The sequence below is a fragment of the Synechococcus sp. MU1617 genome (assembly GCF_020514235.1).
GTDB lineage: Bacteria > Cyanobacteriota > Cyanobacteriia > PCC-6307 > Cyanobiaceae > Parasynechococcus.
Map to the genome: position 1 here is coordinate 164,979 of NZ_VTLB01000001.1, position 25,360 is coordinate 190,338.

32 protein-coding genes are annotated in these 25,360 nt (G+C 57.9%); 14 read left to right on the forward strand and 18 right to left on the reverse strand.

The window, feature by feature from the left end:
- Genes FZZ90_RS00975 through FZZ90_RS00985 form a run of 3 tightly spaced genes read right to left on the reverse strand, consistent with a single transcriptional unit; the run spans nucleotide 1 to nucleotide 1,719 of the window.
- A complete protein-coding gene (locus FZZ90_RS00975) occupies nucleotides 1-651 on the reverse strand; it encodes a hypothetical protein (protein ID WP_226423923.1) in 651 nt (216 codons plus the stop codon).
- A complete protein-coding gene (locus FZZ90_RS00980; protein WP_226423924.1) occupies nucleotides 648-992 on the reverse strand; it encodes a DUF6464 family protein in 345 nt (114 codons plus the stop codon). The genes FZZ90_RS00975 and FZZ90_RS00980 overlap by 4 nt, the downstream gene beginning before the upstream one ends.
- Nucleotides 982-1,719 (reverse strand): DUF475 domain-containing protein, encoded by a 738-nt coding sequence (locus FZZ90_RS00985; protein WP_226423925.1) that lies wholly within the window; start codon nucleotides 1,717-1,719, stop codon nucleotides 982-984. Before FZZ90_RS00985 ends, FZZ90_RS00980 begins: the two co-directional genes overlap by 11 nt.
- A 38-nt stretch (nucleotides 1,720-1,757) precedes the next feature.
- Between FZZ90_RS00985 and FZZ90_RS00990 the strand changes: the two genes are divergently transcribed.
- Both FZZ90_RS00990 and FZZ90_RS00995 read left to right on the forward strand, forming a co-directional pair.
- On the forward strand, nucleotides 1,758-2,510 hold the full coding sequence (locus tag FZZ90_RS00990; protein WP_226423926.1) for a hypothetical protein: 753 nt from the start codon (nucleotides 1,758-1,760) through the stop codon (nucleotides 2,508-2,510).
- A gap of 377 nt (nucleotides 2,511-2,887) precedes the next feature.
- Nucleotides 2,888-3,097: a hypothetical protein gene (locus FZZ90_RS00995; RefSeq protein ID WP_226423927.1), complete on the forward strand. Its 210-nt coding sequence runs from the start codon at nucleotides 2,888-2,890 to the stop codon at nucleotides 3,095-3,097.
- Between the two features lie 225 nt (nucleotides 3,098-3,322).
- Here FZZ90_RS00995 and FZZ90_RS01000 read toward each other — a convergent pair whose 3' ends face one another.
- The 5 genes from FZZ90_RS01000 to FZZ90_RS01020 all read right to left on the reverse strand — a co-directional run bounded on the left by FZZ90_RS01000 (nucleotide 3,323) and on the right by FZZ90_RS01020 (nucleotide 6,175).
- Nucleotides 3,323-3,463, reverse strand: a complete 141-nt coding sequence (locus tag FZZ90_RS01000) for a hypothetical protein (protein WP_226423928.1) — start codon at nucleotides 3,461-3,463, stop codon at nucleotides 3,323-3,325.
- A 765-nt stretch (nucleotides 3,464-4,228) separates the two neighbouring features.
- Nucleotides 4,229-4,432 carry a hypothetical protein gene (locus FZZ90_RS01005; protein WP_226423929.1) on the reverse strand — a complete coding sequence of 68 codons (204 nt, stop codon included), beginning with the start codon at nucleotides 4,430-4,432 and terminating at the stop codon, nucleotides 4,229-4,231.
- 179 nt (nucleotides 4,433-4,611) lie between these two features.
- Nucleotides 4,612-4,860: a DUF3104 domain-containing protein gene (locus tag FZZ90_RS01010; protein WP_226423930.1), complete on the reverse strand. Its 249-nt coding sequence runs from the start codon at nucleotides 4,858-4,860 to the stop codon at nucleotides 4,612-4,614.
- A gap of 580 nt (nucleotides 4,861-5,440) precedes the next feature.
- Complete coding sequence (locus FZZ90_RS01015; protein WP_226423931.1) at nucleotides 5,441-5,692, reverse strand: hypothetical protein; 252 nt, start codon at nucleotides 5,690-5,692, stop codon at nucleotides 5,441-5,443.
- 60 nt (nucleotides 5,693-5,752) lie between these two features.
- On the reverse strand, nucleotides 5,753-6,175 hold the full coding sequence (locus tag FZZ90_RS01020) for a hypothetical protein (protein WP_226423932.1): 423 nt from the start codon (nucleotides 6,173-6,175) through the stop codon (nucleotides 5,753-5,755).
- Nucleotides 6,176-6,282: 107 nt separating this feature from the next.
- Between FZZ90_RS01020 and FZZ90_RS01025 the strand changes: the two genes are divergently transcribed.
- Nucleotides 6,283-6,735 (forward strand): hypothetical protein, encoded by a 453-nt coding sequence (locus tag FZZ90_RS01025; RefSeq protein WP_226423933.1) that lies wholly within the window; start codon nucleotides 6,283-6,285, stop codon nucleotides 6,733-6,735.
- A 30-nt stretch (nucleotides 6,736-6,765) separates the two neighbouring features.
- Here the strand turns inward: FZZ90_RS01025 and FZZ90_RS01030 are convergent, their stop codons facing one another.
- On the reverse strand, nucleotides 6,766-6,936 hold the full coding sequence (locus tag FZZ90_RS01030; protein WP_226423934.1) for a hypothetical protein: 171 nt from the start codon (nucleotides 6,934-6,936) through the stop codon (nucleotides 6,766-6,768).
- Nucleotides 6,937-6,940: 4 nt separating this feature from the next.
- Nucleotides 6,941-7,204: a hypothetical protein gene (locus tag FZZ90_RS01035; RefSeq protein WP_226423935.1), complete on the reverse strand. Its 264-nt coding sequence runs from the start codon at nucleotides 7,202-7,204 to the stop codon at nucleotides 6,941-6,943.
- Nucleotides 7,205-7,241: 37 nt separating this feature from the next.
- On the opposite strand from FZZ90_RS01035, the gene mfd reads away from it, so the two are divergent.
- Complete coding sequence (mfd, locus tag FZZ90_RS01040) at nucleotides 7,242-10,820, forward strand: transcription-repair coupling factor (RefSeq protein WP_226423936.1); 3,579 nt, start codon at nucleotides 7,242-7,244, stop codon at nucleotides 10,818-10,820.
- Between the two features lie 79 nt (nucleotides 10,821-10,899).
- A complete protein-coding gene (locus tag FZZ90_RS01045) occupies nucleotides 10,900-11,067 on the forward strand; it encodes a hypothetical protein (RefSeq protein WP_188022244.1) in 168 nt (55 codons plus the stop codon).
- A gap of 1 nt (nucleotide 11,068) precedes the next feature.
- Here the strand turns inward: FZZ90_RS01045 and FZZ90_RS01050 are convergent, their stop codons facing one another.
- From FZZ90_RS01050 to FZZ90_RS01065, 4 genes are read right to left on the reverse strand one after another with little or no spacing between them, the layout of a single operon-like run.
- Nucleotides 11,069-12,418 (reverse strand): S41 family peptidase, encoded by a 1,350-nt coding sequence (locus FZZ90_RS01050; protein WP_226423937.1) that lies wholly within the window; start codon nucleotides 12,416-12,418, stop codon nucleotides 11,069-11,071.
- Nucleotides 12,419-12,452: 34 nt separating this feature from the next.
- A complete protein-coding gene (gene ispG / locus FZZ90_RS01055) occupies nucleotides 12,453-13,649 on the reverse strand; it encodes a (E)-4-hydroxy-3-methylbut-2-enyl-diphosphate synthase (protein ID WP_226423938.1) in 1,197 nt (398 codons plus the stop codon).
- Nucleotides 13,650-13,669: 20 nt separating this feature from the next.
- Nucleotides 13,670-14,233 carry a uracil-DNA glycosylase gene (locus FZZ90_RS01060; RefSeq protein WP_226423939.1) on the reverse strand — a complete coding sequence of 188 codons (564 nt, stop codon included), beginning with the start codon at nucleotides 14,231-14,233 and terminating at the stop codon, nucleotides 13,670-13,672.
- The gene (locus FZZ90_RS01065) at nucleotides 14,230-14,631 is read right to left on the reverse strand and encodes a VOC family protein (RefSeq protein WP_226423940.1); all 402 of its coding nucleotides are present in this window, start codon (nucleotides 14,629-14,631) and stop codon (nucleotides 14,230-14,232) included. The genes FZZ90_RS01060 and FZZ90_RS01065 overlap by 4 nt, the downstream gene beginning before the upstream one ends.
- 86 nt (nucleotides 14,632-14,717) lie before the next feature.
- Between FZZ90_RS01065 and FZZ90_RS01070 the strand changes: the two genes are divergently transcribed.
- The 6 genes from FZZ90_RS01070 to FZZ90_RS01095 are packed head-to-tail and all read left to right on the forward strand — an operon-like array spanning nucleotide 14,718 to nucleotide 19,964.
- A complete protein-coding gene (locus FZZ90_RS01070) occupies nucleotides 14,718-15,896 on the forward strand; it encodes a pyridoxal phosphate-dependent aminotransferase (protein WP_226423941.1) in 1,179 nt (392 codons plus the stop codon).
- A 27-nt stretch (nucleotides 15,897-15,923) separates the two neighbouring features.
- Nucleotides 15,924-16,847 (forward strand): putative selenate ABC transporter substrate-binding protein, encoded by a 924-nt coding sequence (locus FZZ90_RS01075; RefSeq protein WP_226423942.1) that lies wholly within the window; start codon nucleotides 15,924-15,926, stop codon nucleotides 16,845-16,847.
- The gene (locus FZZ90_RS01080; protein ID WP_226423943.1) at nucleotides 16,844-17,548 is read left to right on the forward strand and encodes an ATP-binding cassette domain-containing protein; all 705 of its coding nucleotides are present in this window, start codon (nucleotides 16,844-16,846) and stop codon (nucleotides 17,546-17,548) included. Before FZZ90_RS01075 ends, FZZ90_RS01080 begins: the two co-directional genes overlap by 4 nt.
- Nucleotides 17,527-19,059, forward strand: coding sequence for an ABC transporter permease (locus FZZ90_RS01085; RefSeq protein ID WP_226423944.1), 1,533 nt, complete (start codon nucleotides 17,527-17,529; stop codon nucleotides 19,057-19,059). The genes FZZ90_RS01080 and FZZ90_RS01085 overlap by 22 nt, the downstream gene beginning before the upstream one ends.
- Nucleotides 19,056-19,742, forward strand: a complete 687-nt coding sequence (locus FZZ90_RS01090; RefSeq protein ID WP_226423945.1) for a GDSL-type esterase/lipase family protein — start codon at nucleotides 19,056-19,058, stop codon at nucleotides 19,740-19,742. Before FZZ90_RS01085 ends, FZZ90_RS01090 begins: the two co-directional genes overlap by 4 nt.
- Nucleotides 19,743-19,796: 54 nt before the next feature.
- Nucleotides 19,797-19,964 carry a hypothetical protein gene (locus tag FZZ90_RS01095; protein ID WP_226423946.1) on the forward strand — a complete coding sequence of 56 codons (168 nt, stop codon included), beginning with the start codon at nucleotides 19,797-19,799 and terminating at the stop codon, nucleotides 19,962-19,964.
- Between the two features lie 3 nt (nucleotides 19,965-19,967).
- Here the strand turns inward: FZZ90_RS01095 and FZZ90_RS01100 are convergent, their stop codons facing one another.
- A complete protein-coding gene (locus FZZ90_RS01100; protein ID WP_370631004.1) occupies nucleotides 19,968-20,186 on the reverse strand; it encodes a PCP reductase family protein in 219 nt (72 codons plus the stop codon).
- A gap of 59 nt (nucleotides 20,187-20,245) precedes the next feature.
- On the opposite strand from FZZ90_RS01100, the gene FZZ90_RS01105 reads away from it, so the two are divergent.
- Nucleotides 20,246-20,971, forward strand: coding sequence for a sigma-70 family RNA polymerase sigma factor (locus tag FZZ90_RS01105; RefSeq protein ID WP_226423947.1), 726 nt, complete (start codon nucleotides 20,246-20,248; stop codon nucleotides 20,969-20,971).
- Here FZZ90_RS01105 and FZZ90_RS01110 read toward each other — a convergent pair whose 3' ends face one another.
- Nucleotides 20,972-21,691 carry a TIGR00297 family protein gene (locus tag FZZ90_RS01110; protein WP_226423948.1) on the reverse strand — a complete coding sequence of 240 codons (720 nt, stop codon included), beginning with the start codon at nucleotides 21,689-21,691 and terminating at the stop codon, nucleotides 20,972-20,974. It abuts the gene before it with no gap.
- 86 nt (nucleotides 21,692-21,777) lie between these two features.
- On the opposite strand from FZZ90_RS01110, the gene FZZ90_RS01115 reads away from it, so the two are divergent.
- Entirely contained in the window at nucleotides 21,778-22,209 is a 432-nt protein-coding gene (locus FZZ90_RS01115; RefSeq protein ID WP_226423949.1) for a hypothetical protein, read from the forward strand.
- 1,283 nt (nucleotides 22,210-23,492) lie between these two features.
- On the opposite strand, the gene FZZ90_RS01120 is transcribed toward FZZ90_RS01115, so the two are convergent.
- Both FZZ90_RS01120 and FZZ90_RS01125 read right to left on the reverse strand, forming a co-directional pair.
- Entirely contained in the window at nucleotides 23,493-24,224 is a 732-nt protein-coding gene (locus FZZ90_RS01120; protein ID WP_226423950.1) for a 16S rRNA (uracil(1498)-N(3))-methyltransferase, read from the reverse strand.
- The gene (locus tag FZZ90_RS01125; protein ID WP_226423951.1) at nucleotides 24,217-24,666 is read right to left on the reverse strand and encodes a DUF3531 family protein; all 450 of its coding nucleotides are present in this window, start codon (nucleotides 24,664-24,666) and stop codon (nucleotides 24,217-24,219) included. Before FZZ90_RS01125 ends, FZZ90_RS01120 begins: the two co-directional genes overlap by 8 nt.
- Before the next feature lie 41 nt (nucleotides 24,667-24,707).
- Between FZZ90_RS01125 and FZZ90_RS01130 the strand changes: the two genes are divergently transcribed.
- Nucleotides 24,708-25,346, forward strand: coding sequence for an ABC transporter ATP-binding protein (locus FZZ90_RS01130; protein ID WP_226423952.1), 639 nt, complete (start codon nucleotides 24,708-24,710; stop codon nucleotides 25,344-25,346).
- Nucleotides 25,347-25,360 lie beyond the last annotated feature (14 nt).

A 25,360-nucleotide genomic window follows, 5' to 3' on the forward strand; every position in this document is an offset into this window, starting at 1 on the left:
TCAGGTTTCCGTGTACAACAAACGCGCTTGAGACCAGACCCGATCAAGATCCTGTTCAGAGAGTTGTAGAGCTTCTGGGAACATCGTTGAAAGCCATTGTTGGCGTTTCAACAGGGTGTCGGCCTCAAAAAATGTTTGCTGCGATGCGAGCACTCTGAATTTGAGGAATTCAAGCAACCTTGCGCGCAGGCGAATCGTATCCACGAGTTTGATTCGTCCGCCTTGATCTCGAAGTTGAATGGTGCTGCCGGGTTCAATCCCACTTAAATGGGGTGCAAGCAACTCCAACATTGTTGGAGGCTGCCAATGACGTTCCTTGGTCTCGGGGTGGGGGTAGTAAATCCAGCCATTCACAAACTCAGTTTCACTTGCTTTGATCTCCACGGTCCAGAACGAAAATGTTTCAGGGGGATGGAGTTCGGTCCAATGCAGCTTCTCGAACAGGTGATCTGGATCTGAGAGAGAAACCTCGAGCGGCGCAAAATCAATATTCAGCGTGCCGAAATAACAGCCGGACAGGTCGAGACCGAATGCTTTGAATGCAGGTACTTGCATTCGAATTGTTCCATCCGGATATGGAGATTCGTTGCTTGTTCCGGAGGCGACTCCATGGCCAGCACAGAGACGCCCAGTGAGCCAATCAGCGCTCACGGATTAACGAGTTCACGATGGCTGCAGCTCTCGCAGGGGCCTTCCGGCCACACGGCACAGCGAAGCAAAGGGCTGCGAGCATTGAACCGACATTTCGGGTCGCCGATCACCCAGCCGTGTCTCCAGGGTGTTGCGTCCGCGGGTCGAGCCTGGGGTTTCACCATCAAGGCCACCGATGCCATCACATAGCGACCGTTACGCAGGGCATAACGGTGTCGACGTTGCATCACAAGGAAGGATTGCTCTTCGACAACAAGCCAGCGTCCTGGTTGGGGTGGATCCTCAAGATCAATGCGATGGATCAAACGATCACCGCTGATATGGCGAAGTTCAACAAGCATGGCTTTCGTCCTGATCGAGATCGTTGCTGCGGATTGACATTCCCCAGCCAAACAGCATCAGCACCACCAACAGGGTGAGCCAATCGGGTTGATTGATGCTGGGGAGAACAACGTGAACAATCAGGCGCAGCGCCACAAAGGCAACAGCGAGAAATCCAGCCGTTTCCAGACGTGGATAGAGATCAAGCCAGCGGATGAACAGGGCGGACGTGAAGCGCAGCGCCACGATGCCAATGAAGGCGCCTGCGCTGATCAACAAAATTTGATCACTGATGGCCACTGCTGCGGCAACGCTATCAATGGAGAAGGCAAGATCTGTGAAGGCCAGCAGCAGAACAGTGTTGAGAAAAGGGCGTGAAAGAGCGCTGGATTCACTGCCCCCGATGGACTCCGCGTCATCGCCTGATCGATTGTTGAAGTGATCCACGACCAGCCACACCAGATAAGCGGCAGCCAATAACTGCACCCACGCGTTTTGCAACACCCACTGGGCAACAACGATTAAGCCGATCCGCAAGACCAGTGCAATGCCAATGCCCAGGTTGAGGGCAAGGCGTTCCTGCTCCGGTTGGCGGCTGCTGCGGGCGATGGCAGCGAGGGCCACGGCATTGTCGGCCGACAGGATCAGCTCCAGCAACACCAGAACTGGGAGCAGTGACACAACCTCTCTCCATTGATCGGCACCTTCGAAAAAATCCGAGAGTGAGGGAAGCGAAGTGATGTCCATCGCGGCAGCCTAGAAAGTGCAAGCGCTGTTCCATTGCGATGCAGATCCGGGCCGAGCTGTGTCACGTCGACACCCTGCGATGCATCGTGCGTGTTGAGGCCTGGCACGACGGTGCTTTGCTGGGCAGCGCCCTTGGTGAAGCCGCGACAGCGGAGGAAGCTGAGGAAAGGGCCTTGCAGCGCCTGAACACCAGGCTCGAGCCCACTGGGCGAACTCAACCCACACAGACTTCGGCTCGTTCCGAAGCCAAGGCGAAAGATGGGGACGCGAAGGCGGTTCCCGTCGAACGTCCAAGAAAGCTTGATCAGGCCGAGCCCGTTTCTGCCTCGTCCACTCCTGCCCCACAGGAGCTCCCCATCACAGCTTCTGACAATGCCCCCTCTGAAACTCCCACGGATCCTGATGATTGGAGTGATGAGCTGACCGCCATCGATATGGAAATCAGACGCATCGGTTGGTCTCGGGAGCAGGAGCAGGAGTACTTGACCCGGGCCTTCGGTCTTGGCAGCCGCCATAAGCTGACGCGCTATGCCGATTTGGTGGCCTATCTGCGTCAGCTGAAGTTGATCCAAGCCAACGATGATGCATCCACGGCACCGGCTCCTATCCGTCGTGGTGACCTGCTTCAGCAAGGAGATTCAATGTTGAAGCAGCTGGGCTGGAGCGCCGATCAAGCCCGGGCTTTTCTCCAACAACAACTTGGGTTGACCAGTCGTCAACAGCTGAGCGATGAACAGCTGCTGCAGTTCAACATGCTGCTGGAGGAGCAAGCTATGAAAACGGCCAGCTGACATTTTTAGCTGAGAAGGAAGTGCTGACAACCCTTCTCAGTGTTTAGGAGAAGGTAGTTTGCGTGCAGTTATGGCCTTTTGCAGCTGCTTCAAAGCCTTTTGCATGCAGGGTTAATCGTTTTTCGTTTTTCGTTTTTCGTGCGTGCGCGCCCTAGAGCCGCATTGCAGCCATCTCAAAGCCTTCAAGATCATGAACACCAACGTGCAGGAAGCTGAGCAACGGAAGCAGTTGCAGGCGATCCGAGCGCATCTGGTCAACCTTGAGGACGGCGCCGACCAGGCAATCGACGTCTAGTACAAAGATTGACTTAAGGATTCCTTGATACTCCAAGGCTTAACCAAGCAGAGCTAGGACAGGGGTCATTGGGTCTCATCTTGTGTCTAAGGTTTCAAGCTTTGACGAAGATGCTGCAGAAATTCCGCCTCTGAAATTCGAGACAGGGCTCGAGGGGAGGGAGGCAGAGCTCCTGAATCGATTTATCTGGGGGAGGATCATGGTCTTGCTTGAGAGCGGCAAAGAGCTCGAAGCAAACTCACTTCTTGAGGAGTTCGAACAGCCAACTCTTTGGGACGACCCTCTTCATTGATTGAGTGAAGGATGGCATCTGCTTCAGTCTTCTGAACTGCAATAACGCCGGCACCAATCAGGACTGAAAAACCAAATGATCAGCCGGTTAGTGAACCAGGCGAGCAAGACGCCCAGAGCTATCGAGACAGGCGATTCCACTACAGGTCTTCAGGAGACCATTAGCAAGAGCTGAATGCTGCCAATATGACGTGATGGTCAAAGGATGAAGAACAGCCCTCAACGGTCAGTCGCGTACTGGTTCGTCCTTGCCTTTGGGTGCTTCGACCTGAGGCTTTGCTGCTGACTTTGAAGCAAGAGAAGCCTCAAGACGCTGCAGTTGCGCTTCACCCAGTGCGGCAGAGATATCGAGAGTGCGGTCAGCCATCGATTGGCGTTTCCAAAAGCGGAGGAGCAGGGCCTAGCGCTGTCGAAAGGGGGCCTACTGATCTGAGAACGCATGAACCATAAGGAACTGAAGGCCGCAGGCCACGGAGTAGAAATACTTAGGGTCAGCAACCCCTGACTGCTCAAAGCCTGGGGGCAATGTGTGTAACGAGGTCAGCGCTGCCCCTCGCTAGAGCAGCGTTACTTGCTGCAACCCGAATCGTTAAGCCCTCCATGCTTATGTGACAAGTCAAACCTTTTGTCTCGACTTACCCAGACGGGACTCAATTAGCGACCTATTTGTTGGTTCAGTAGGGATTCAGAGCATGAAAGGCACCAAGACCAAACTCACAATCGCTCCAGAGGGCTTCGAGTACTACAGGGTTTGCGACCGAGAAGGTATCTGCCAAGTAGTCAGAGGCATGTGGGCAGCACAGCACCTCACAGAGGACATACGTGAGCTGAGCGCCACCAAGACAAAGTATTCAGAGGATTGGGTTTAGAGCCCTGAATCCGAAGTCATAAGAGAAGAAGTTCCTGGGGCTGCAATAAGCAGCCCTTCCCAAATGAACTTGTTTTTGTACGTGCAGGGCTAATCGTTTTTCGTGCGCGTTAAGTCTTACAGCCACATTGAAGCCATCTCAGAGGCCTTCAAGATCGTGCAAAGCAACGTGCTGGAAACGAGTAACGCAAGCAGTTGCATGCGATCCGAGGGCATCTGGACAACCTTGAGGACGTGGCATCACAGGTGATCGACGCTTAGTTCCTAGGAGTGGCCTACATCGAGGACCAATGCTTGATCCATTCTCTTTTCCTCGGCATTGAGGAAATCGGCCCACATCCCTATGAGGAAGCTCAGCGTCCCTAAGGCGCGAAGCTGCTCTTTCGAGCCAGGGCGGGTGTATTTGAAGTCCATAAACATACGATCGGCGACTGATCGCTGTTCCTGACATCGAGCATCAATGGACATCGTCAAGCCTCTGCTAACACGAACATAGTCGACTTTCGTTACATTCCGTAATGAGCTCACATTGCAGGTCCTTATGTCCATCTCCAGCCAAGACCTGATCATCGTCTTCGCAAGCTTCGGCGTGGCTCTCGTAGCCCTGAACCTCTACAAGCTGTCTCAGCCTGCAAAAGGCTGAGGCCTCAAACCCTTGGAACGATGTGAGTCACGAGGTCAGCTTTGACCCAGCTGGTGACGTGGTTATTCACATAGGTCACCTGGAAAAACAAAGGGGTCTTTGTGCTTTTGGCGCTGCCCATAACGTGAATCACGTCAGCCATATGCCAGGACCCGTCCATGTTCTTGATGATCACGGACATTCCCGCTTTGACGTGGTTAAAGATCGGATCCGGCTTAGGAGCTGCAACAGCGCTCGAGTAACCAGCTGACATACCACTTGAACCAGGCGCCTGTATTAACGCTTGGGAGGAAGCCAAACCCCACTAAGAGGGAATCAAGGTTCCTTTAAGGACGGTCACTCAGTGATTGATGACACGTGTTCTGTCTCCTAAACAGGAATAAAAACGAAATGCCGGCTGCATGAGGGTCAAGCCGGTGGCGGAGTTGCGTCCGTTTTCGCTCGACGCGATGCGACTCCGTCCGGGCAGCGCACCTAGCGATACATAGAGCAGCCATAAGCATCACTCACCAAAAGCGCGCTTTTTTGCGTGCAGATTGTCGAGGTTCGCTCAAAACCAAGTCAGCCACGCAATCTTTTGCTGCTGAAGCCACAGACGATCAGCTTGGCCAAATAAGCACTAACACTCAGGAATGGTCCGAGTTAGTGGTCTACAACGGATTTGCGGCAGGGACTGATACGGCGTCCATGCCGATTGCAGCAGAGTGAATCGTCTAAACACTCTGCGCATCCTGGCCATTTCCCCCGCTTCTTTCCTGAAGGGGGAGATGGCTCCTATGGGGCGATAACGAGCTTCCGTCTGCCCTGCGTTCAGAGCTAGTTGAGCGCTGAACTCAACTGCGGAAGTTGAACTCCAGCTTGTTTTTGGGCTTTTGATATTTGATCACATTCATCACCTGAAGACCGGTATTTTCGGACTTCCTTTCTTCAGCGAGCGCTTTAAGGATCATTGAGCCGGAGGCTTGCCAGTCGTGATTCACTTCGATCAGCTCCTTGGCTCGTGAATAATATTCGGCAGCCTGAGCCAAATGATTAGACTTTTGATTCAAAGCTTTTGATGATATAGCCGTTGTGATGGACTTCAACTCGTCTCGGTGAACTATACAGCATGCTTTTGCAATTGAAAGGTTCCTTATGCGGGGTCTCTAGCGGCGCGCTCTTTTGTAGAGGGCTTGATTTACGAGCGGAAAGGCATAGGGCATTTGGTTGATTTCATTCTTGATGGCTGAAAAGCAGGTGGCGGAGCCGTCCGAATAGCCATCTTCGAGAATGCTTGCTTTGGCCTGTTGAAGGGTTAATCCATCCCGCATTCCCGCTTCAAGGTTGAATGCCGCCTCATAGCTTTGGCAGCCACCAGATTGCGCTTGCATGCTTTGACCAAACAGCAACAGCGTCAGACCAGCAAGGCCAGCAAAACCCTTCCTAAGCAACCCGACTGACGGCATATAAGGTGATTGATTGGTCGACGGCTGCTTGATCTGGGCGAAGGTCTCACCCCTATTGCCCGCTCCCAGACATGTTGCCTTGAGATCATATTTGCCATAAGAGTTGCCTTCAAATCTCAACATTTTGAATCTTTAACTTTTCACAGTTCCAAGTTGCTGGCGCGATATATTTAGTCATGGGCGACCCTACACTTGTCATACGGCAGCTGATCAACGAACTTCGGGATGACATGTCCGAAGCAGGACGTGAACTGAGAAATCGGAACGCTTGGGATCTTCAATGTCCCGTCGTCATCATTGACGCCCGAACCGAACCCAACCGGGTTGTTCGAACGTCGGTGCGTGGCATTACCGGTGCCATAGCCACCAGCAACGTGATCGACGATCCGTTGATGCGCTCCTTTCTGGAGCGCTTCCGTGAGGTTGGTGCTGATCAAGCGCTGGACGAATTTCTGAGGGGTCCAGAGGCAGAACGCTTCGCGGAACTCTGGGACATTTACAACGACGAAGCCCAACAGCAGGGTTTAGCGGTCTGGTCCCACAGTGACGCCGCCAGATTTGTACTCAAGTCGAAAACCTGTTTTGGCGATGGTCAGTTGGCCTGTGTGGCCATCACTTCCGGCGGCCATCGCGATGCCCACGACGTTCTCACCTTTTCTGTGGATGCCTGCTGGTTGTCTTGAGATCCCGCTCGGTCTCAAACACACCAGAAATCAGGAACGAATCAGTTGCACAACAACCAAAAGAGCTGAAGCTGCCAGTGGCCAAAGCAACCAGGTCAACTGAGGAACGGTTAGCGCGAGCACCAGTCCGATCACAAAGAAAATCAGAAAACGGCCGAGGGTCATGAAGGCACCAATACCGAAGTATTGAACCAAAAACACCGCTCTAGGCCAGTTTTTCGTGCCTCGATCTGGGAGCGGGTTCTGGGTTGAACAGGATGGGGATCGATGAGACCACGAGCACTCCGCCAACTGTGAGCAACACCAGCAGCGGGATGGGCCGGACCAGCGGCTGACGCTGTAACGGTGTCGCGCAACTGGAGCAGAGCGGAATCACGCCTTTGGTGGGACGCAACACCAAGGCCGGGCCGCAACAGCAGGACGGACAGCGATAGCGCGGCATCGACCAGTGGAACGCAGCTTCTGGCACCTTATTGCGAAGATCATGGATTGCCGAGGCCTGCTCCATGCCGCTCCGTTCCCTGGTGACCAAGTTGCAGGAAACTGCTCTCACCGGTGAGCTTGATGAGCGCTCAAGCCGCGCTGAACGTCTGTTGATGCGCGGAGCAGGTCGTTGCAGCCGCGCTCTTGTGGCCAGTGCGCTAAGTCAACGACGGGGCGCACCTCTGCTGGTGGTGGTGCCGACGCTTGAGGAAGCAGGCCGCTGGACAGCGCTACTGGAATTGATGGGGTGGAGCCAAGCCAGCCTGTATCCCACCAGCGAAGGCTCTCCCTATGAACCTTTTGATCCCACGAGCGAAATCACCTGGGGGCAACTTCAAGTTCTGAGTGACCTGCTTGGGGAGCCCGACGCGTCGTCCTGGGCGATCGTGGCCACGGAACGTTGCTTGCAGCCTCACCTTCCCCCTCCGGATGTTCTCAAAAAGAAGACGCGCACCTTGCGCAAAGGGGATGAGGTTGATCTGGAGAGTCTTGGTGAGACGCTGGCTCAGCTCGGTTACGAGCGGGTCACAACCATTGAGCAAGAGGGGAGCTGGAGCCGTCGCGGCGACATTGTCGACATCTTCCCGGTGAGCAGTGAGCTGCCCGTTCGGCTCGAATTTTTCGGAGAGGAACTCGACAAGCTGCGGGAATTCGATCCCGCCAGCCAACGCTCATTGGACCCCGTCGATGCCCTTCGACTCACACCGACAGGATTTGGCCCTCTGATTGCGGACCAGCTCAGGGAGACGATGCCGGATGGACTGGAGCAATTGCTCGGTGCTGAGGAGACAGAGCAACTTCTGAACGGTGGAACACCGGAAGGCATGCGCCGGCTGATGGGGCTCGCCTGGGAGCACCCCGCATCGTTACTCGACTACCTCCCTGCCACCACAACGGTGGTGATCGATGAACGACGTCACGGCTTGGCCCACGGACAACAGTGGCTCAGCCATGTGGAGGAACACCACCGCGACATGGCCGCTGAGGCGGGCCTGGACGATGGCGAACGTGATCAGCTCTGGCCAGCGGTTCTGCACCGTGGGATTGAATCCGCCTACGGACTGACGAAGGTGTTCCATGGCTTTGACATGGCTGAACTGCTGGAAGTTGATCAGCACCCCAACAGCTTTGACCTCGCCAGCCGACCTGTTGCGGCTTACCCCAACCAATTCGGAAAGCTCGGGGAACTAATCAAGGGATTTCAAACCGACCGCACGGCGGTTTGGTTGGTGTCTGCGCAACCCAGCCGAGCGGTTGCTCTGCTGGAGGAGCACGACTGCATCAGTCGGTTTGTACCAAATGCCGGAGACAGCAATGCCATTGCCCGTCTGATTGAGCAGAACACCCCCGTCGCATTGAAGGTGAGGGGAACAGCAGAACTTGAGGGTTTGCAGCTGCCGGCCTGGCGGATTGCGCTGGTCACCGACCGTGAATTCTTTGGCCAACAGAGCCTCAGTTCCAGTGGTTACGTGCGCCGACGCCGCAAGGCAGCAAGCCGCACAGTTGATCCCAACAAGATGCGACCGGGCGACTTCGTGGTTCATCGGAACCATGGCATCGGCCGCTTCAAAGCCATGGAAAAACTCGCGATGTCAGGCGACATCCGCGACTACCTCGTTGTGCAGTACGCCGACGGAATCCTTCGTGTCGCCGCCGATCAACTCGGCAGTCTGGGTCGTTACCGCGCCACGACTGAAACACCCCCGCAGCTCAACCGCATGGGTGGAACAGCCTGGAACAAGGCCAAAGAGAGGGCCAAGAAAGCGGTCCGCAAGGTTGCCCTTGATTTAGTGAAGCTGTACGCAGAGCGGCAACAGGCTGCCGGATTTGCCTTCCCAACCGACGGACCCTGGCAGGTGGAATTGGAGGAGTCATTCCCCTATGAACCGACGCCGGATCAACTGAAGGCCACGGCCGACGTGAAACGGGACATGGAACGGCAGGAACCGATGGACCGACTGGTGTGCGGTGACGTTGGCTTCGGCAAGACCGAAGTTGCGATCCGCGCCATCTTCAAAGCCATCACCGCCGGAAAACAGGTGGCGATGCTGGCCCCTACGACGGTGTTGGCTCAGCAGCACTGGCGCACGCTGTCGGAACGATTCGCGCCCTATCCGATCAAGGTGGCTCTGCTGAATCGTTTCCGAACAGCATCGGAACGCAAAACCATTCTCGATGGTCTGAAGCAGGGAACCATCGACGCGGTGGTGGGAACCCACCAGTTGCTCAGCAAAGGAGCGTCGTTTCAAGAGCTTGGCCTGTTGGTTGTGGATGAAGAACAGCGCTTCGGTGTGAACCAGAAGGAAAAGATCAAAGTGCTGCGGAAGGATGTGGACGTTCTCACCCTGTCGGCAACGCCGATCCCCAGAACCCTTTACATGAGTCTTTCGGGCGTGAGGGAGATGAGCCTGATCACCACACCACCGCCGCTGCGCCGTCCGATCAAGACGCACCTCGCCTCTCTTGATCCGGAGGCGGTGCGCAGCGCCATTCGCCAGGAACTGGATCGTGGGGGCCAGGTGTTTTACGTGGTTCCTCGGGTCGAAGGAATCGAAGACGTGGCTTCGGGCCTACGGGAGATGCTGCCGGGCCTGAAACTGTTGGTGGCTCACGGTCAGATGGCCGAAGGTGAGCTGGAAAGCGCCATGGTGGCGTTCAATGCCGGCGAAGCCGACGTGATGCTCTGCACCACGATTGTTGAAAGCGGTCTGGACATCCCGCGCGTCAACACGATCCTGATTGAAGACGCCCACCGTTTTGGCCTTGCCCAGCTGTATCAACTGCGGGGACGGGTGGGCCGCAGTGGGATTCAGGCCCATGCCTGGTTGTTCTATCCCGGCAATGGATCGCTGAGCGACAGTGCGCGTCAGAGGCTTCGCGCCATTCAGGAGTTCGCCCAACTGGGCAGTGGTTATCAGCTCGCCATGCGGGATATGGAGATCCGCGGGGTCGGCAATCTGCTCGGCGTGCAGCAGAGCGGCCAGATGGAAACCATCGGCTTTGACCTTTATATGGAAATGCTGCAGGAATCTCTGGCTGAAATTCAGGGTCAAGACATCCCCAGTGTTGAAGACACGCAAGTTGACCTCCCCGTCACGGCCTTTGTGCCTGCTGACTGGATCACTGATCCCGATGAAAAAATCGCGGCCTATCGAGCTGCAGCGGACTGCCTGACGGCGGAAGCCCTTGTGGAGCTGGCTGCCGGTTGGGCCGATCGTTACGGAGCGCTGCCTGCTGCCGTGGTGTCACTTCTGCAGCTGATGGAGCTCAAACTTCTTGCGAAGCGGTGTGGCTTCTCGAGGATCAAACCGGAGAAGCCCAACGTGGTGTTCGAAACCCCCATGGAGGAGCCGGCGTTCCGTTTACTGCGCCAGGGGTTGCCCCAGCACCTGCATGGCCGTTTGGTGTATCAGGCCGGCAGCGGCATACAACACAAGGTGATGGCCCGAGGTCTCGGTGTTCTCCCCATGGAGAAGCAACTGGAACAGCTGATGGAATGGCTCCGTCTGATGGCAGCCCAGATTCCCGACGCCGATGGCAAAACCGAGTCACAGCGGCAGGCGGAGCTGCGGGTCAAGAACGCAGAGGTGGTTCAGGTCTGAGCTTTGAACCCAATTCTGAGAAAAACGTTACCAACCACGCAATTCTTCGTTACATTGGTCTGAACGAAATCCTTTGGACATGGGTGAATTCGTCGAGATCGGTGCTGGTGGCGTCTCTCTGGAACTGATCAGCGGCGTTTTCTGTGCCACGGCACTCGGTGTGTATGCCCTCTTCCAACCTGATGCCTCAGACGACGACGACTCCAACGGTGGTGGTGGCGGCGGATTGATGCAGCCGATCTCCTGATCTACTGCAGCGCGTAGCTGAGATTGGCCCGGCCCGGCTGATACGTGGTGCCCGTCTGAGGTCTGTTCAACTGTTTCAACAGGGTCCCCTCAGCCGTCCTGTACTGGCTGTCTTTCTCGGTTCCAAGGTCTTCAACCGAGAAATTCTTGAGCTCCTTCTCCGACATCGCTGCATTGATGTCCGGTTGGATCCCGTTCTTGTGAATATCAGTTCCCTTCGGAGTCAGATATTTGGCGATCGTGACCGTCAAACCGGATCCATCGGCAAGGCCGCGAACAGCCTGAACAAGACCCTTGCCAAAGGTCTTCTGACCGACGAGCTGCGCACGGGAATTGTCCTGGAGGGCCCCTGAAAGAATTTCGCTGGCACTGGCAGATCCTTGGTCAATCAGCACCACCATGGGTTTGTCGGTGATCGCATTGCCCGTGGCGCGCCTCACATCGCGGATTCCTTCACGGGTTCGGGTGCTGACAATGGTGCCTTCGTTGAGCCATTGGCGGGCGATGTCCACGCTGGCCTCGAGCAGGCCGCCTGGATTGCTGCGCAGATCCAGCACATAGCCCTCAGCAGCCTGCGATTCAAGATCCTTGATGGCCGCACGCATCTCACGCGTGGCGTTGGCATTGAATTGCTTAAGACGGATGTAGCCCACCTTGCGGCCGTTGGGCGCTGTGTTGAGCATGGCTTTCACGGCATGAATCTCAATCCGCGCCCGTTTCAGCGGCACATTCAGCACCTGACCCTGGCGCCTGAGTCCCAGCACCACATCGGTGCCCTCAGGGCCTCGGATCAACTTGACGGCGTCCTCGGTGGTCATGCCTTTGGTGGAGGCACCATCAATGGAGACAATCACATCCTTGGGCTGAACGCCCGCACGGGATGCAGGGGTGCCCTCAATCGGGGAGACAACAATCAGCTCCTTCGTGTCTTTGTCGAGACTGAGCTGGATCCCCACGCCCATCAGCTCACCGGAGGTGTCGATCTGCATTTCCTTGAATTCCTTCGGATCAAGGAAACGCGTGTAGGGATCATCAAGGCTGGCCAGCATGCCGCGGATCGCCTCGTAGGACTCGGCGCTGCCCCCATAAGACTTGCTGAGCAGATTGCTCCGCAATTGGCGCCACGTTCTTTCGTCGTAGGAACCCGTCGAATCCAGGTAATCGCGATAAACGATCTGCCAGACCTGATCAATCACCTCCTTGGGGCTGTCGTGGATGGATCCGCCGGAGGCCGATGGCAGGGAGAGGCCCGGTGAACTGATGCCCATGGCGGTGACCACACCGCCGACACCAAGCATCATCAGCAACGGAGTCGATCGGACCAAAGAACGCAGGCGCTGACTCCGAACCATGGCCCTTCAGGACTGATTCTTCAGCCTAACGAGATCAGGCGGGCTCCACCCAGCGACCGTCCTCTTTGATCAACTGGATCAGGGCTTCGACGCCTTCTGCCTCGGGCACCTTGCGGATTTCATCACGACCGCGATACAGCGAAATCACGCCCGGGGTTTTTCCCACATAGCCGTAATCAGCATCGGCCATCTCGCCGGGACCATTGACGATGCATCCCATCACGGCGATGTCGAGGCCCGTGAGGTGGGACGTGGCGTTGCGCACCTTATGCAGCACCTCCTCGAGATTGAACAGGGTGCGACCGCAGCTGGGGCAGGCGACGTACTCCACCATGGTCTTGCGCAGACCCAGGGATTGAAGAATCGAGTAGCAGACGGGGATTTCCTTTTCGGGGGCCTCCGTCAGTGAGACCCGGAGGGTGTCTCCCAACCCATCGGCCAGCAGGGTGGCGATGCCGGCGGTGCTTTTGATCCGCCCGTAATCACCGTCACCGGCTTCGGTCACGCCCAGGTGCAGGGGGTAGTTGAAGCCTTCCTTGTCCATGGTGTCCGCCATCAGGCGGTAGGCGGCGAGCATCACTGGCGCCCGCGAGGCCTTCATCGAAATCACGATGTTGTGGAAATCGAGCTCATGGCAGATCCGCACAAATTCCATCGCTGATTCGACCATCCCCTCAGGGGTGTCGCCATAGGTGAACAGCATCCGCTCCGCCAGGGAGCCGTGGTTCACACCGATGCGAAGCGCTTTGTTCTGGTCCCTCAGCAGGGTCACCAGGGGCTCGAACGTTTCCCGGATGCGCTGGCCAATGGCGGCAAATTCTTCCGGGGTGAATTCCTGTCGATTCGGATCAGGCTTGTCGAAAATGAACAAACCGGGATTGATCCGAACCTTGTCGACGTGCTGGGCAACTTCCAGGGCGATCTTGATGCCGTTGTGATGGACATCCGCCACCAGGGGAACGGTGCAGCCGCGCTGGCGAAGCTCCTGACGGATCTGTCCCATCGCCTTGGCATGAGCCATTGACGGAGTCGTCACCCGCACAATCTCACTGCCTGCTTCGGCCAGGCGGATGATGCCTGCCACAGCAGCCTCGATATCGAGGGTGTCCTCGTTGATCATCGACTGCACCACGATTGGGTGCTCACTGCCCATGGGCACATCACCGACCATCACGGTGCGGGTCACACGGCGGTGGATCTGGGTGTCGTAGCGCCGATCCAGGGCAGTCATGGGGCCGGTGGTGAAGCGCGTCAACGTTCGCACAGCCTGCGCCGAACTGCGTCGAGATCCTGTCGGGTCAGATCCAGGGGGGCGCCGGCTGCTTTGGAGGGATTACGCAACAGGTATGAGGGGTGAAAAATCGGCATCACCGCCCGTTCATTCCAGATCTGCCACTGACCACGAAGCTGGGTCATGCCCCCCTTGATTCCAAGGATGGCCTCCACAGCAGTGGCTCCTGTTAACACGATCACTTTTGGGTTGACAGCAGCCAGTTGCAGGTCAAGCCAGAACCGGCAGGCAGCCAACTCAGCTTTTTTCGGTCGTCGATTGTTCGGTGGGCGGCATTTGATTGCATTGCAGATGTAAAGGTCATGCTCTGGATCCAGATCCACGTCCCGCAGCAGCTGATCGAGGGCACGTCCTGAACGACCGACAAACGGGGCGCCCTGAGCATCTTCCTGAGCCCCTGGTGCTTCGCCGATCAGCATCAGATTCGCCTTGGGATTGCCGCGACTGATCACGACGGCCTGTCGAGTGCTGGCGAGGTCACAAGCTCTGCAGGAACTGCAGTCCTCCAGGTTGGTGCCGGTCATGCGATCGAAGCGACAGCAACCAGGGGAGCCAGAAGCAACAGGGGATTGCCCTCCGGGTCGTGGATCCAGGCCTCAGCACCAAAGGGCTCAAGCCGCGCCTCCTCCAGAATCGATCCACCACGCTGCAGGGCGTTGCTGAGCAGCCGTTGCAGTTCAGGCAGGGGCTCCTGCGATGGGGGGAGTCTCAAACAGGGCGCCAGCGCTCGCCCCCGGGCAGGAAAAGAGCGCCGGCGTGAGGGCCTGTAGATCTCCAGCTGGGTGCCATCGCTGAATTGAACGATGCAGTGGTGCTCCGCTAGCCCAGGATTCAACTTGGCTTGAAACAGCTCGCTATAGAAGGTCGCAAGCCTGGCGCTGTCTTCTGCGGCCAGGACCCAGCTGATCTGTATCGCATTCATGGGCGCTGAGAAATCACGGTTGTCTGCGACACCATCTGCGGCAGGATGATGTCGTTTTAGACGCGCCGCGGGGAGGTGCGTTACCGATGCCGCGCCCGCCAGAACTTTCCGACCGGGCTGTCGCCCTGAAACCGTCACTGACGCTGGAGATCAGCGCCAAGGCAAAAGCACTGCGCGACAGCGGCAAGGACATCTGCAGCCTCAGCGCCGGTGAGCCGGATTTTGCGACGCCTTCATTCATCGTTGAAGCAGCCCAGCGCGCCCTTGGATCCGGCTTCACCCGTTACGGCCCCGCCGCCGGCGACCCCGATCTTCGTGCTGCTCTGGCCCACAAACTGAGCATCGAAAACGGGATCCCAACACTCCCCGAGCAGGTTCTTATTACCAATGGCGGCAAGCAAGCCATCTACAACCTGTTCCAGGTGCTGCTCAATCCCGGGGATGAAGTGCTGGTGCCGGCGCCTTTCTGGCTGAGCTATCCCGAGATGGCAGCCCTGGCTGGGGCGAGTACCAAGATCATTCCCACCAAAGCGGATGAGGGCTTCCGCCTCGACCTCGATCTGCTGGAGCAGCAGATCACGCCACGTAGCCGACTGCTTGTCATCAATTCACCTGGCAACCCCAGCGGTCAGGTGATGTCACAGGCCGAACTGAAGGCACTGGCCGCACTGGTGGGCCGTCACCCCCAGCTGATGGTGATGAGCGATGAGATCTATGAATATCTCCTGGCCAATGGTCAGCAGCACTTCAGCTTTGCGGCCATCGCCGAAGAGATCCGCGAGCGCTGCTTCACGGTGAACGGCTTTGCCAAAGGCTGGGCGATGACCGGCTGGCGCCTCGGTTATCTGGCTGGAGATGCTGCCGTGATCAAGGCCGCCTCAGCCCTGCAGAGCCAGAGCACAAGCAATGTATGCAGCTTTGCTCAACGGGGAGCCCTGGCTGCGATTGAAGGACCTCGAGATTGCGTGCGCGAGATGGCGCTCAGCTACAACCGCCGCCGCGCTTTGCTCACCGAAGGCCTGCAAGCCCTGGAGGGCATCACCCTGACTCCCCCTCAGGGGGCCTTCTACGCCTTCCCCCGCCTGCCGGACGGTGTCCCAAATTCAATGGATTTCTGCCGGCAAGCCCTGGAACAGGAAGGCCTGGCGATGGTTCCGGGCCTGGCCTTCGGCAATGACCGCTGCATTCGGCTCTCCTGTGCCGTAGCGGATGAGACGATCAACGATGCACTGAAGCGACTGAAGCGACTGCTTGATTCCTTCTGATCCAATCTGATCACATCCAATTTCTCAATGTCTGTACGAGAACGCAGGGCCGTGGTGGCCACCGGTTTAATTTCCGGCCTCGCCCTCACGGCCAGTGTTGCCAGCTGCGGAGCACCCCAGAACGACTCCAAACAGGTCGTTCTGCAGATCGGTGCTATTCCCGACCAGAACCCTGAAAAACTCAATCGCCTCTACGGCACTCTCTCTGAGGAACTCAGCGAGAAGCTGGAAATTCCTGTGCGTTATGCGCCGGTGAGCAACTACGCGGCCGCGGTGAGTGCCTTCCGCACAGGCAGCCTTGATCTGGTCTGGTTCGGTGGACTCACCGGTGTGCAGGCCAGGCTGCAGACGCCTGGAGCCCGGGTGCTTGCACAACGGGATATCGATGCGGAATTCACCAGTGTGTTCATCGCCAATGGCGCCAGCGGCTTGCGCCCCTTCACTAGTGCCGACCAATTGGTTGAATTGAAGGGACGCCGGTTGGCCTTCGGTTCGGAGAGTTCCACCTCTGGCCGCCTGATGCCCCAGTTCTTCATGGGAGAAAACGGCGTGAAACCTGAGGATCTGGCGGGGGGCGGACCTGGCTTCAGCGGTAGCCACGACGCCACCATTGCTGTGGTGCAGAGCGGTGCCTATGAGGTGGGCGCCTTGAATGAGCAGGTCTGGCGCAGCAATGTGGCGGACGGCCGCGTGGATCCCGACAAGGTGTCGGTGATCTGGAGGACACCGCCCTACGTGGATTACCACTGGGTTACGCGCCCCGGTCTGGATGAGCGCTTTGGCGATGGTTTCACCGACAAGCTCCAGACCGCGTTGCTGAACCTGTCGGCAGGCACAGAGAACGGCGCCACGATTCTTGAGTTGTTCGGTGCGGAACGCTTCATTCCCGCCAAAGACGAGGACTACGTGATGATCGAAACAGTGGGTCGCCAACTCGGAAAGATCCGTTGACGGCGCTGCTGGAGCTGCACCAGGCCTGCCTGGAGCAAAGGCTCCAACCGATCACCCTCACCCTTCGTGCGGACCAGCGTGTGGTTTTGCTCGGTGCCAGTGGCGCCGGCAAAACCACCCTGCTGAAGCTCTGCAACGGGGCCTTAAGACCCGATACAGGATCCGTGCACTGGTGTGGTCGCTCCCATCAGCAGCTATCGCGCAGGCAACGGCGACAAATCGGCACGCTTTGGCAGGACCTGCGCCTGGTGGAGGAATTGAACGTCATCCAAAACATCAACAGCGGTGCCCTTGGACGCCATGGTCTGCTCTGGGCGATTCGAAACCTGCTCAGCCCTCTGGACCAGAACACCTGTCTTGCGCTGATGAACCAGGTGAAACTGGAGGCCGATTTGCTTGAACAGCCTGTACGAGAGCTGTCCGGAGGCCAGCGTCAACGGGTGGCTCTGGGCCGTTTGTTGCATCAGCAGCCAGAACTCGTGTTGGCGGACGAACCCCTCTCCGCCCTTGATCCCACACTCGCCGAGGACGTTCTCAACACGCTGCTTCTATCGCCGGGCTGTCTGATCAGCCTGCACCGACCGGATCTGATTCATCGGTTTGATCGGGTTCTGGGGCTGCGTGATGGTGCCCTGGTGATCGATTCAGCTCCGGACACCATTCATCGGGATCAGTTGGAATGGCTCTACGCATCCGCCTGACACCAGCTCTGCCGCTGATCCCATTGCTGCCGGGCTTGAGTCTGCTGGGCGTTCTTCTGGTGCTGTTGCGCGATGGGCACGGTGGAGGACTTGCTCTTTTGCAACAGTTCGCCGCTGGGGCCGTGCAGCCCTCCATCGATCCGATCGTGCTGGGCAGCTTGCTCAACGGGCTCCAGATCACCCTGGTGATCGCCGTGATGTCCTGGGGCATCAGCAGCCTTCTCGGCGTCGGTCTTGGACTGCTGAGCTCAAACACGTTCTGGGAAATCCTGGTAGGCGTGCGTTGGCCTGCAGTGGTCTTCCGCCGTTGTCTGGCCCCCCTGCGAGCTGTGCATGAACTGATCTGGGGCCTTTTGCTGCTGCAGGTCTTCGGACTGAATGGCTGGGTTGCGGTCTGCGCCATTGCCATTCCCTACACGGTTCTGATGGCGCGGGTCATTGCCGATCAGGTGGATTGCCACGTTTCACCGGCCATCCCCGTACTTAAAGGAGTCGGCGCCACTCCATGGGCCGTGATGCTCACCGGGCTTGTCCCTCCGCTGGCAGAGCCGATCAGTGACCACATCGGCCACCGCCTCGATTGCGCGCTTCGTTCAGCATTGATTCTGGGCGTTTTCGGCCTCGGAGGGATCGGGACAGACCTCAGCCTCAGCCTGCGCTCGCTTCAATTTCAGGAGATGTGGAGTGGCCTGTGGTTGCTTGCTATCGCGATGGTGGTGCTCGACCGATTGCTGCGCACGCTGCGCAGTTGGTCACGCGTGTTGATCCTTCCTGTGGCCATTGCCAGCCCATGGGTTGCCTTCGGCTGGGGAACACAACTTGATCTGCAGCTGGTCTGGCCTGTTGGTGCGTGGTCGACGGTTGTTGGGAACCTCATCGACGGATCCGAGGGGTTCAATGCTGCCCTTGAGATCTCCTGGCCAGGGGTGATTGGATCCACGGTGTGGATCACCCTGATCGCCGCCTGTATTGCCACCGGCCTACCACCGCTGCTGATGTTGATCTGGCCCAGCCAGGCCAGCCTCCACCTGCAGGGAGTGGTGTGGGGTGCGTTGCGGCTGATCCCGGCGCCTCTTACCGCGTTGCTGCTACTGATGCTGGCCAAACCGAGCCTGGCACTGGCGGGTCTGGCCCTAGGGCTTCACCACAGCGGTGTGATGGGTCGGGTGCTGATGGACGACATCCGCAGCACGGGATTGCGTTCTGCTCAGACCATGAAGTCCTGCGGGGCCTCCGCCCGGGTGAGCTGGCTTTACGGGCCCCTGGCGGATGTAAGTCGCGCTTACCTCACTTATGCGACCTACCGATTGGATGTGATCTTGCGCGACACCGCCATCATCGGAATGGTGGGGGGAGCCGGCCTGGGCTGGCAGCTGATGGAGGCACTCAGCTCTTTTCATTGGTGGTTGGTGCTCTGGATCGTGCTGATCTCCGCGGTGCTCACGCTGCTGGGTGAGACCCTGGGGGAACGACTTCAGGGGAGCTGGAACAGCCGGGCCATGGCCTTATGAGCGGAGCGAACGACATCCCCCGTCAGCTGATCGTGCTCGGGGACAGTGGCGTGCATGGTTGGGGTGACCGTGAAGCAGGTGGTTGGTGCCAACGACTCCGCCTGCGCTGGATGAATCTGCCCAGCGCTCCGGTGGTGTACCCCCTCGGCGTGCGCGGCGATGGCTTGGAACACGTGGCCGCCCGCTGGCGCAGGGAATGGTGCTGCCGAGGTGAACTGCGTCGTCAAACACCGGGTGGGCTTCTGCTCAGTGTTGGGCTGAATGACACCGCCAGAGTTGGCCGAATCGACGGCAGACCCCAACTTGACGTGGAAGCCTTTTCGTTCGGCCTGGGGCAACTTCTTAATGAGATGACCCAGGAGATGCAGGTGTTTGTGCTGGGCCTCACAGCGGTGGATGAACACGTGATGCCCTTTGCCGGCTGCCTCTGGTACGCCAACAGCCAGATCGCGGCAACGGAAGCCGTGATGGCTGAACAGTGCCGTGAGGCTGATGTGCCTTTTCTGTCCATGCATCAGGAGATGCAGGAGCAGTCCGACTGGTTGACCTGGATGGAACCCGATGGAATCCATCTCAATGCCGATGGCCACCGTTGGCTGGATCAGCGGTTGGATCAATGGGCGCCTCTGCGGGACTGGGCCGGACTGGCTCCCCATAACACATCAACACCTATCAGCATGTAAACGAGCCCCCCAGAGGCGATTAATGTGTGGCTCTCCTGACATTGGTGATCAGACTTGGGACCTGACCGCTCTGTAGAACGTGCTGCCGGCCACCCTCCAGCCCAGCGCAAAACCACGCTCAAGTGGGACGAAAACGGTGAACTGACCGCCCTCGACATGGCCCGCATCATTGACCGCTTGACCCAGCCGGAACTACAGCGTTGCGATCTGGACCCCTCCTGAGGATCAGCTCGGCGCCATCGCCTGCTTCGCGGACTGGTAATAGCCAAGGTCGATGTCGGAACGACCTTCTGAATCCGCCATCGCCTCAACACGTTTACGCACAGCAGGCCGAACAAAGAAGGGAACATCCTTTTTGAGTGCTGCCAGAGCCTCTGGTTGCCAGTCCATCAATCCAAAACCGTTGCACCCATGATCCGGCACCAAAGTGCCGAACTGCGGCACCTAAGGGCCAACCGGTCCAAGGCTGATCGTTGAACCGTTGGATCAGTTGCACTGATCCCTTGATTTCTCAACGTCACCTGCGGCATGAGTCCCGTCGCGGGCTTCCGCCTTGCATTGCACGGCGCAATCAACAGGCTCTCAAGCACCTTGGCCTGGCCCACTGCGCGGCCCGTCGCCAACAGCAACGCGGACCTGAAGAGTTCGATGACCTGCTGCAGGAGTCCCGGGTTGGATTGATCCGTGGTCTTGAACGGTTTGATCGACAACAAGGCATACAACCCAGCAGCTATCTGCTGTCGCGGGCCACCGGCCAAGTCCTCCACTACCGCCGCGATCGATCACGCACGATTCGGATTCCCTGGCGGTTGCGTGATCTTTACGCAGCAGGGGTGAAAATCCAGCGTGAGCGCGAACAGAACCGGCTACCGAGCCTCAGCGATCAGGAGCTTGCCACCGAACTCTCGGTTCGCCCGGAACGCTGGGCCGCCGCCGTGCAGAGCCATGGGGCCAGCCAGGTCGTCGACCTGTTTTGCAGCCCTGGAGAGCCAGCAAGCTCCTGTGCGGAGGATGAACACCTGGACTGGTTGAGGAGCGTGCTGGACCAGGTGGAGGGCAAGGCCGGCATGGTGCTGCAAGCCCACTTAATCGAAGGCCAGAGCCTCAGGGATCTGGCTCAGGGCCTGAATTGCAGCCGCTCATCCCTGCGCCTTCATCTCAATGAGGGGCTTGAACTCCTACGGCAATGGGCCCACCGCGATGGCTTGATGCCAATCCATACAAGCTGATCAAAGCGACATCAGCAGCATCGCCAAAACTGCGGCCAAGAGGGTCTGGAGAGCATTGACCAGCTCGTTGCTCAACCAGGCCACGCGGTCCTGCACCAGAGCGCCGAGCAGGCTCTCGCCGAGGGTGGCCACCAGACCAACCATCATCACCAGCCCAGCCACAGGCCATGAGGGAACCAGCTGCAGGGCCAGCATCACCAGGGTCATGGCGATACTGCCGGCGGCACTGGCCAGGGTTCCCTCAAGGCTGATGGCCCCCTCCGTGCCTGGTGGAACCACCCGAAGGCTGGTGATCAACACCGTGGTGCGACCGAAACGTTTGCCGATTTCACTTCCGAAGGTGTCGGCCAACTTGGCGGCGAAGCTCGCAGCAAAGCCAACCAACAACAGTTGATGGGGCTCGACACCGGCACCGATGAGCAGTGCCAGGAAGGCTCCAACAGCAGCGGAACCCCAGACATTTTCAGGGCCGCGCTGACCACCGCGGGCTTCGGCAAGGCCACGGGTTTGCTTGTTTTGAAAGCCGATCTTGGTGACCAGGCTTCCAAGGCAGAGGTAGGAGACCACAGCCAACCAGCCCGACCAACCCAAACACCCCCAAAGGATCGTGCCCAACGCAGCCGCATGGACCCAACCACTCCGGGTGAGCACGCTTGTCCGCTGCGCCAGGGCAATCAAAACCGTGTTCACCACCAGGGCCTGAATCCAGAGTGCGGACATCACACCGTGTTGCAGTGCTCTAAGCATCTCCTGCCTGCGGCCATTGCAGAGGGAGAATCGGGTGCGTTCGTTCTCTGGTCGACCGGATGGTGTTCAACAGCAACAAGGGCTTTTTCCTCACCCTGGATGACTCCGCCGCTCCTGCCACCCTCGAGCTGCCTCAACAAGAGACTCCTGCAACCGAAGAAGCGCCGGTCGAGGAGGCTGTCGTTACTGCAAGCGCCGTAGCAACACCCGTCGCACCCTCAGAACCTTCAGCTGTTTCAAAGCCTTCTGCCACTGAGGCCGTTGTGGAAACCAAAGCTGAATCCAGCTCTCAGCCCGCAGCCTCACTCACCACTGCAGAAGCCATCGCCGCTGACCTGGCTGCGGCAGAGGCAGCCCGCCCAGCCGTGACTTATTCCACCTTTGCACCCGGCAACCTGATGCCCGGTGGAGGACTGCGCCAGCGCAGCCGTCGGCCTGGAGCAGCGCTGAAATCCTTCAGGGGCATCGCTCAGGATCTGTTCAAGAGCTGATCAGTGATCTAAAAACCCCGTTAAGGACAAAGTTTTTGTGGTTAAAAAATCGGGTCCAACTGGATTTCAAAGGTTAGAAAACATCCTGAAATAGTCCAACGTTTGAGTCCAGTGCTCCAAACGTCGTCCAAATCGTGTCGCCGTTCTTCGACCAGACAAAAATTCTGGGAGGGAAGGTGAGCGTTTAGCGGCGATAGGAAGGTGGAGCCCAGTCCTCAACATCATCTGAATCAAGGTCAGGGCACTGCTCTTCTAGAAATTCAAAAAAGTCATCGCCTGGTCTCCATCCACTGTCGAGAAGGTCAATGACGAATTACCTGGGTGGGAGTCGCCAAATTTGTGAATGCTTTCGCTAGCTGTCTTGATCAGTGTTCTTCTTTTGTTCAGTCAGACGCCCTAACCACCACGCCGTCCTTCGCTTGCGGAAATCAAGGTGTGTTGTCGTCTGTGGGGAGCACGCACCGCAGCGTCCTTGGCTCTTGGGGTAAAGGTCAACACGGTCAGGAAAAGGCCGACTTGTGAAGAGTCAGCAACTCAGCGGCCTTGGCTCTTGGGGTAAAGGTCAACACGGTCAGGAAAAGGCCGACTTGTGAAGAGTCAGCAACTCAGCGGCCTTGGAGTAACCGAACCCCAGCAATAGACGAAGGATTGACTCGAACCCTTCGTCTGTTTGAAAGGGCGAGGCGAGGCGAGTGGACACCGTCGTTCAAGCAGTCGCTTCTGTGGTGAGTAGCGGTTGAAAACGGGCACGAAAAAAGTGACTACCTGCGGAAGTCCCCTCGATAAACCATGGTTTTACCGCTTTGACTTGCACGCCTTTTTTAGGACTCCCCACACGAGTAACACCGCCAACACCAGTAGAGAAACGAGCATGTTCTGACAGTCCCTGCTGATGCAAGAGCGCAATCTCCAAGGTTTGGTGGGGACTTTGTTGGGTGCCAGTCAGTGCGTTCTTTTTGGACCGGTTTCAGATCATTGCGTTCTTTTCGTCCCAGAGTTTTGCTGTTTCAGAAACGCTCCGTCGCAACTGATTGGCTCAGGCAACTGCTAACTGCTCCCTCTTTGCCCCCCCCGGTACGCGATGGGTAGGAACAAACCAGCGCCTCGGACCTCCTCCCTGATGTAGCCCGTCAGACGTATCGGACTCAGGCAAGCGGCAATAGATTTGGTCAGTTTTGAGCCATCACAGCTCAACTCAAGACTTGTGGTTCAAAAATGCGCCAAACCACAGGGAAGCCACAAAATCCAGCGACGTTGTTGTCTTTGAATTTCCACTGATCTGTTCAAGAGCTGATCAGGCCATCGCGCCAACGAACCAGTTCCACCGCGCCTGCCACTGCTGCTGTTGAACTGCGAAGGATGGTTGCCCCCATCCGCACAGGCCGGACCCCTGCATCGGCAAAGAGGCTCTGCTCTGCTGAGGTCCATCCCCCCTCAGGACCGATCACCAACCAAGTGGGCTGAAGAGGATCGCCCTGTTGGCGCAAACATTGACCCAAAGATGGAGCTGCGGTCTCGCGGGTGACCCCTGCAAGGCAAAGACCATCCACCGCTCCGATCCATTCGGATAAACCGTTCAGCTCATGCAGCTGCGGCATCCACAAACGCTCGCACTGCTCCACCGCTTCACGAATGATCGTGGTCCACCGCTCCGGTCGATGGTCGGCCTGGGGAACACAGCGATCGCAGCGCAAGGGCTGAATCCGATCAATACCGAGCTCACAGGCCATTCGGACCACCTCATCCATCCCCCGCCGCATCAAGGCCACGGCTAAGCCCAACTGAGGTTGTGCCAAGGGCTCGATCAGTTGCGCTGGCATGTCGAGCGCAAGCAAATGCGGTTCCACCAAGGTTGCGAGCGTGAGGCGGCCGCAACCATCGGTCACATCCACTTGCTCGCCAGAGCGCAAACGCAACACCCTCCGCAAATAGTGCTGCTCTTCGGTGTTGAGCAGAACCGATCCACCCTCCTCCAGGCGATCAGGCGCCAGGAGTAAACGTCGGCGTTCAGCCACCTGCAGGGAAAACGCTGTCCGGATGATCTTCGATCGGCCAATTTTCATTGACCCCACCAACGACCAGCTCCTCGAGCTGAACTACATCAGAGTCCAGTTGACGCAGGGCATTGATCAAGACATCGATGGCGACACCATCCGACGTACCGAGATCCACCCAGCAGCGTCCCCAGTCGTTCTGATATTCGAGCTGTCCCATGTTGTGCATCAGGGCAGGCATCGCCGACTCAGCCCCATCGTTTTCGTAGGCCATCCAACTGAGATCGGAGCCTGCATCGTGAACCTGCAGGTTTTCTGCATTGAAGCCGCCCAAACGCCCAATCACGTACCAGCTGTCAAACACCCCATCCACGTAATTTCGCTCCCCCTGGCTGGGGGGTTCCGAGAAACGGATCCATAACCAGCAATTGAAGGGATCGACTTCACGAAAACGAATGTCCATGGGGCCATCGCGACACCTTCATCATCGTTCAAGCTGATCACATGCTCGAGCTCTCAGGAATCACCTATGCACCTGCTACGGCTGGCGCCCCCATCCTCGATGGCGTCGGTTTTCAGATGCAGAAGGGACGGCCGCTGCTGATCGCTGGCGCCAGTGGATCCGGAAAGACATCGCTGCTCGAAATCATCAGCGGCTTGGCGTCAGCCACATCCGGCAGCATCCGCTGGAACGGCAGCGCGATGAAACGGCGGCAGCTGCGCTGGCTTTGCGGCTTCGTCTTCCAGTTTCCCGAGCGCCATTTCCTCGGTCTGAGCATGGCTCAGGAACTACGGCTGGGCCATCGCCGGCTTGGTCATGAGCGCGAACAGAGCGTGCTGGAACGCGTTGGCCTCAACAACATCGCCTCCACAACGGCACCAGAACGACTGAGCGGCGGGCAGCAACGGCGGCTTGCCCTAGCGGTGCAAATGCTCCGCGGCGCTGAAGTGCTCCTCCTGGATGAACCCACCGCAGGGTTGGATTGGTCGGTGCGACGAGACGTGCTGGATCTGCTCGCCGGCCTGGCTCGCGAACAGGTGTTGATCGTGGTCACCCATGAACCCGAGCTGTTCAAGGACTGGGACTGCCAACGGCTGCGTTTGCAGGGCGGGCGGCTCGATCCGATGACTACATTGCCCTGAGCTTCCAAGGGGAC

Excerpts from the sequence above, each read along its gene's own strand:
- FZZ90_RS01020 (WP_226423932.1), bottom strand. The coding sequence starts at position 6,175 with ATGTTGAGATTTGAAGGCAACTCTTATGGCAAATATGATCTCAAGGCA.
- FZZ90_RS01085 (WP_226423944.1), top strand. The coding sequence starts at position 17,527 with ATGGCTCTACGCATCCGCCTGACACCAGCTCTGCCGCTGATCCCATTG.
- FZZ90_RS01010 (WP_226423930.1), bottom strand. The coding sequence starts at position 4,860 with ATGTCAGCTGGTTACTCGAGCGCTGTTGCAGCTCCTAAGCCGGATCCG.
- FZZ90_RS01065 (WP_226423940.1), bottom strand. The coding sequence starts at position 14,631 with ATGAATGCGATACAGATCAGCTGGGTCCTGGCCGCAGAAGACAGCGCC.
- ispG (WP_226423938.1), bottom strand. The coding sequence starts at position 13,649 with ATGACTGCCCTGGATCGGCGCTACGACACCCAGATCCACCGCCGTGTG.
- FZZ90_RS01005 (WP_226423929.1), bottom strand. The coding sequence starts at position 4,432 with ATGTCCATTGATGCTCGATGTCAGGAACAGCGATCAGTCGCCGATCGT.
- mfd (WP_226423936.1), top strand. The coding sequence starts at position 7,242 with ATGCCGCTCCGTTCCCTGGTGACCAAGTTGCAGGAAACTGCTCTCACC.
- FZZ90_RS01075 (WP_226423942.1), top strand. The coding sequence starts at position 15,924 with ATGTCTGTACGAGAACGCAGGGCCGTGGTGGCCACCGGTTTAATTTCC.
- FZZ90_RS00990 (WP_226423926.1), top strand. The coding sequence starts at position 1,758 with ATGCAGATCCGGGCCGAGCTGTGTCACGTCGACACCCTGCGATGCATC.
- FZZ90_RS01060 (WP_226423939.1), bottom strand. The coding sequence starts at position 14,233 with ATGACCGGCACCAACCTGGAGGACTGCAGTTCCTGCAGAGCTTGTGAC.
- FZZ90_RS01115 (WP_226423949.1), top strand. The coding sequence starts at position 21,778 with ATGGTGTTCAACAGCAACAAGGGCTTTTTCCTCACCCTGGATGACTCC.
- FZZ90_RS01070 (WP_226423941.1), top strand. The coding sequence starts at position 14,718 with ATGCCGCGCCCGCCAGAACTTTCCGACCGGGCTGTCGCCCTGAAACCG.
- FZZ90_RS01025 (WP_226423933.1), top strand. The coding sequence starts at position 6,283 with ATGTCCGAAGCAGGACGTGAACTGAGAAATCGGAACGCTTGGGATCTT.
- FZZ90_RS00980 (WP_226423924.1), bottom strand. The coding sequence starts at position 992 with ATGCTTGTTGAACTTCGCCATATCAGCGGTGATCGTTTGATCCATCGC.
- FZZ90_RS00985 (WP_226423925.1), bottom strand. The coding sequence starts at position 1,719 with ATGGACATCACTTCGCTTCCCTCACTCTCGGATTTTTTCGAAGGTGCC.
- FZZ90_RS01000 (WP_226423928.1), bottom strand. The coding sequence starts at position 3,463 with ATGGCTGACCGCACTCTCGATATCTCTGCCGCACTGGGTGAAGCGCAA.
- FZZ90_RS01050 (WP_226423937.1), bottom strand. The coding sequence starts at position 12,418 with ATGGTTCGGAGTCAGCGCCTGCGTTCTTTGGTCCGATCGACTCCGTTG.
- FZZ90_RS01110 (WP_226423948.1), bottom strand. The coding sequence starts at position 21,691 with ATGTCCGCACTCTGGATTCAGGCCCTGGTGGTGAACACGGTTTTGATT.
- FZZ90_RS01130 (WP_226423952.1), top strand. The coding sequence starts at position 24,708 with ATGCTCGAGCTCTCAGGAATCACCTATGCACCTGCTACGGCTGGCGCC.
- FZZ90_RS01125 (WP_226423951.1), bottom strand. The coding sequence starts at position 24,666 with ATGGACATTCGTTTTCGTGAAGTCGATCCCTTCAATTGCTGGTTATGG.
- FZZ90_RS01090 (WP_226423945.1), top strand. The coding sequence starts at position 19,056 with ATGAGCGGAGCGAACGACATCCCCCGTCAGCTGATCGTGCTCGGGGAC.
- FZZ90_RS01045 (WP_188022244.1), top strand. The coding sequence starts at position 10,900 with ATGGGTGAATTCGTCGAGATCGGTGCTGGTGGCGTCTCTCTGGAACTG.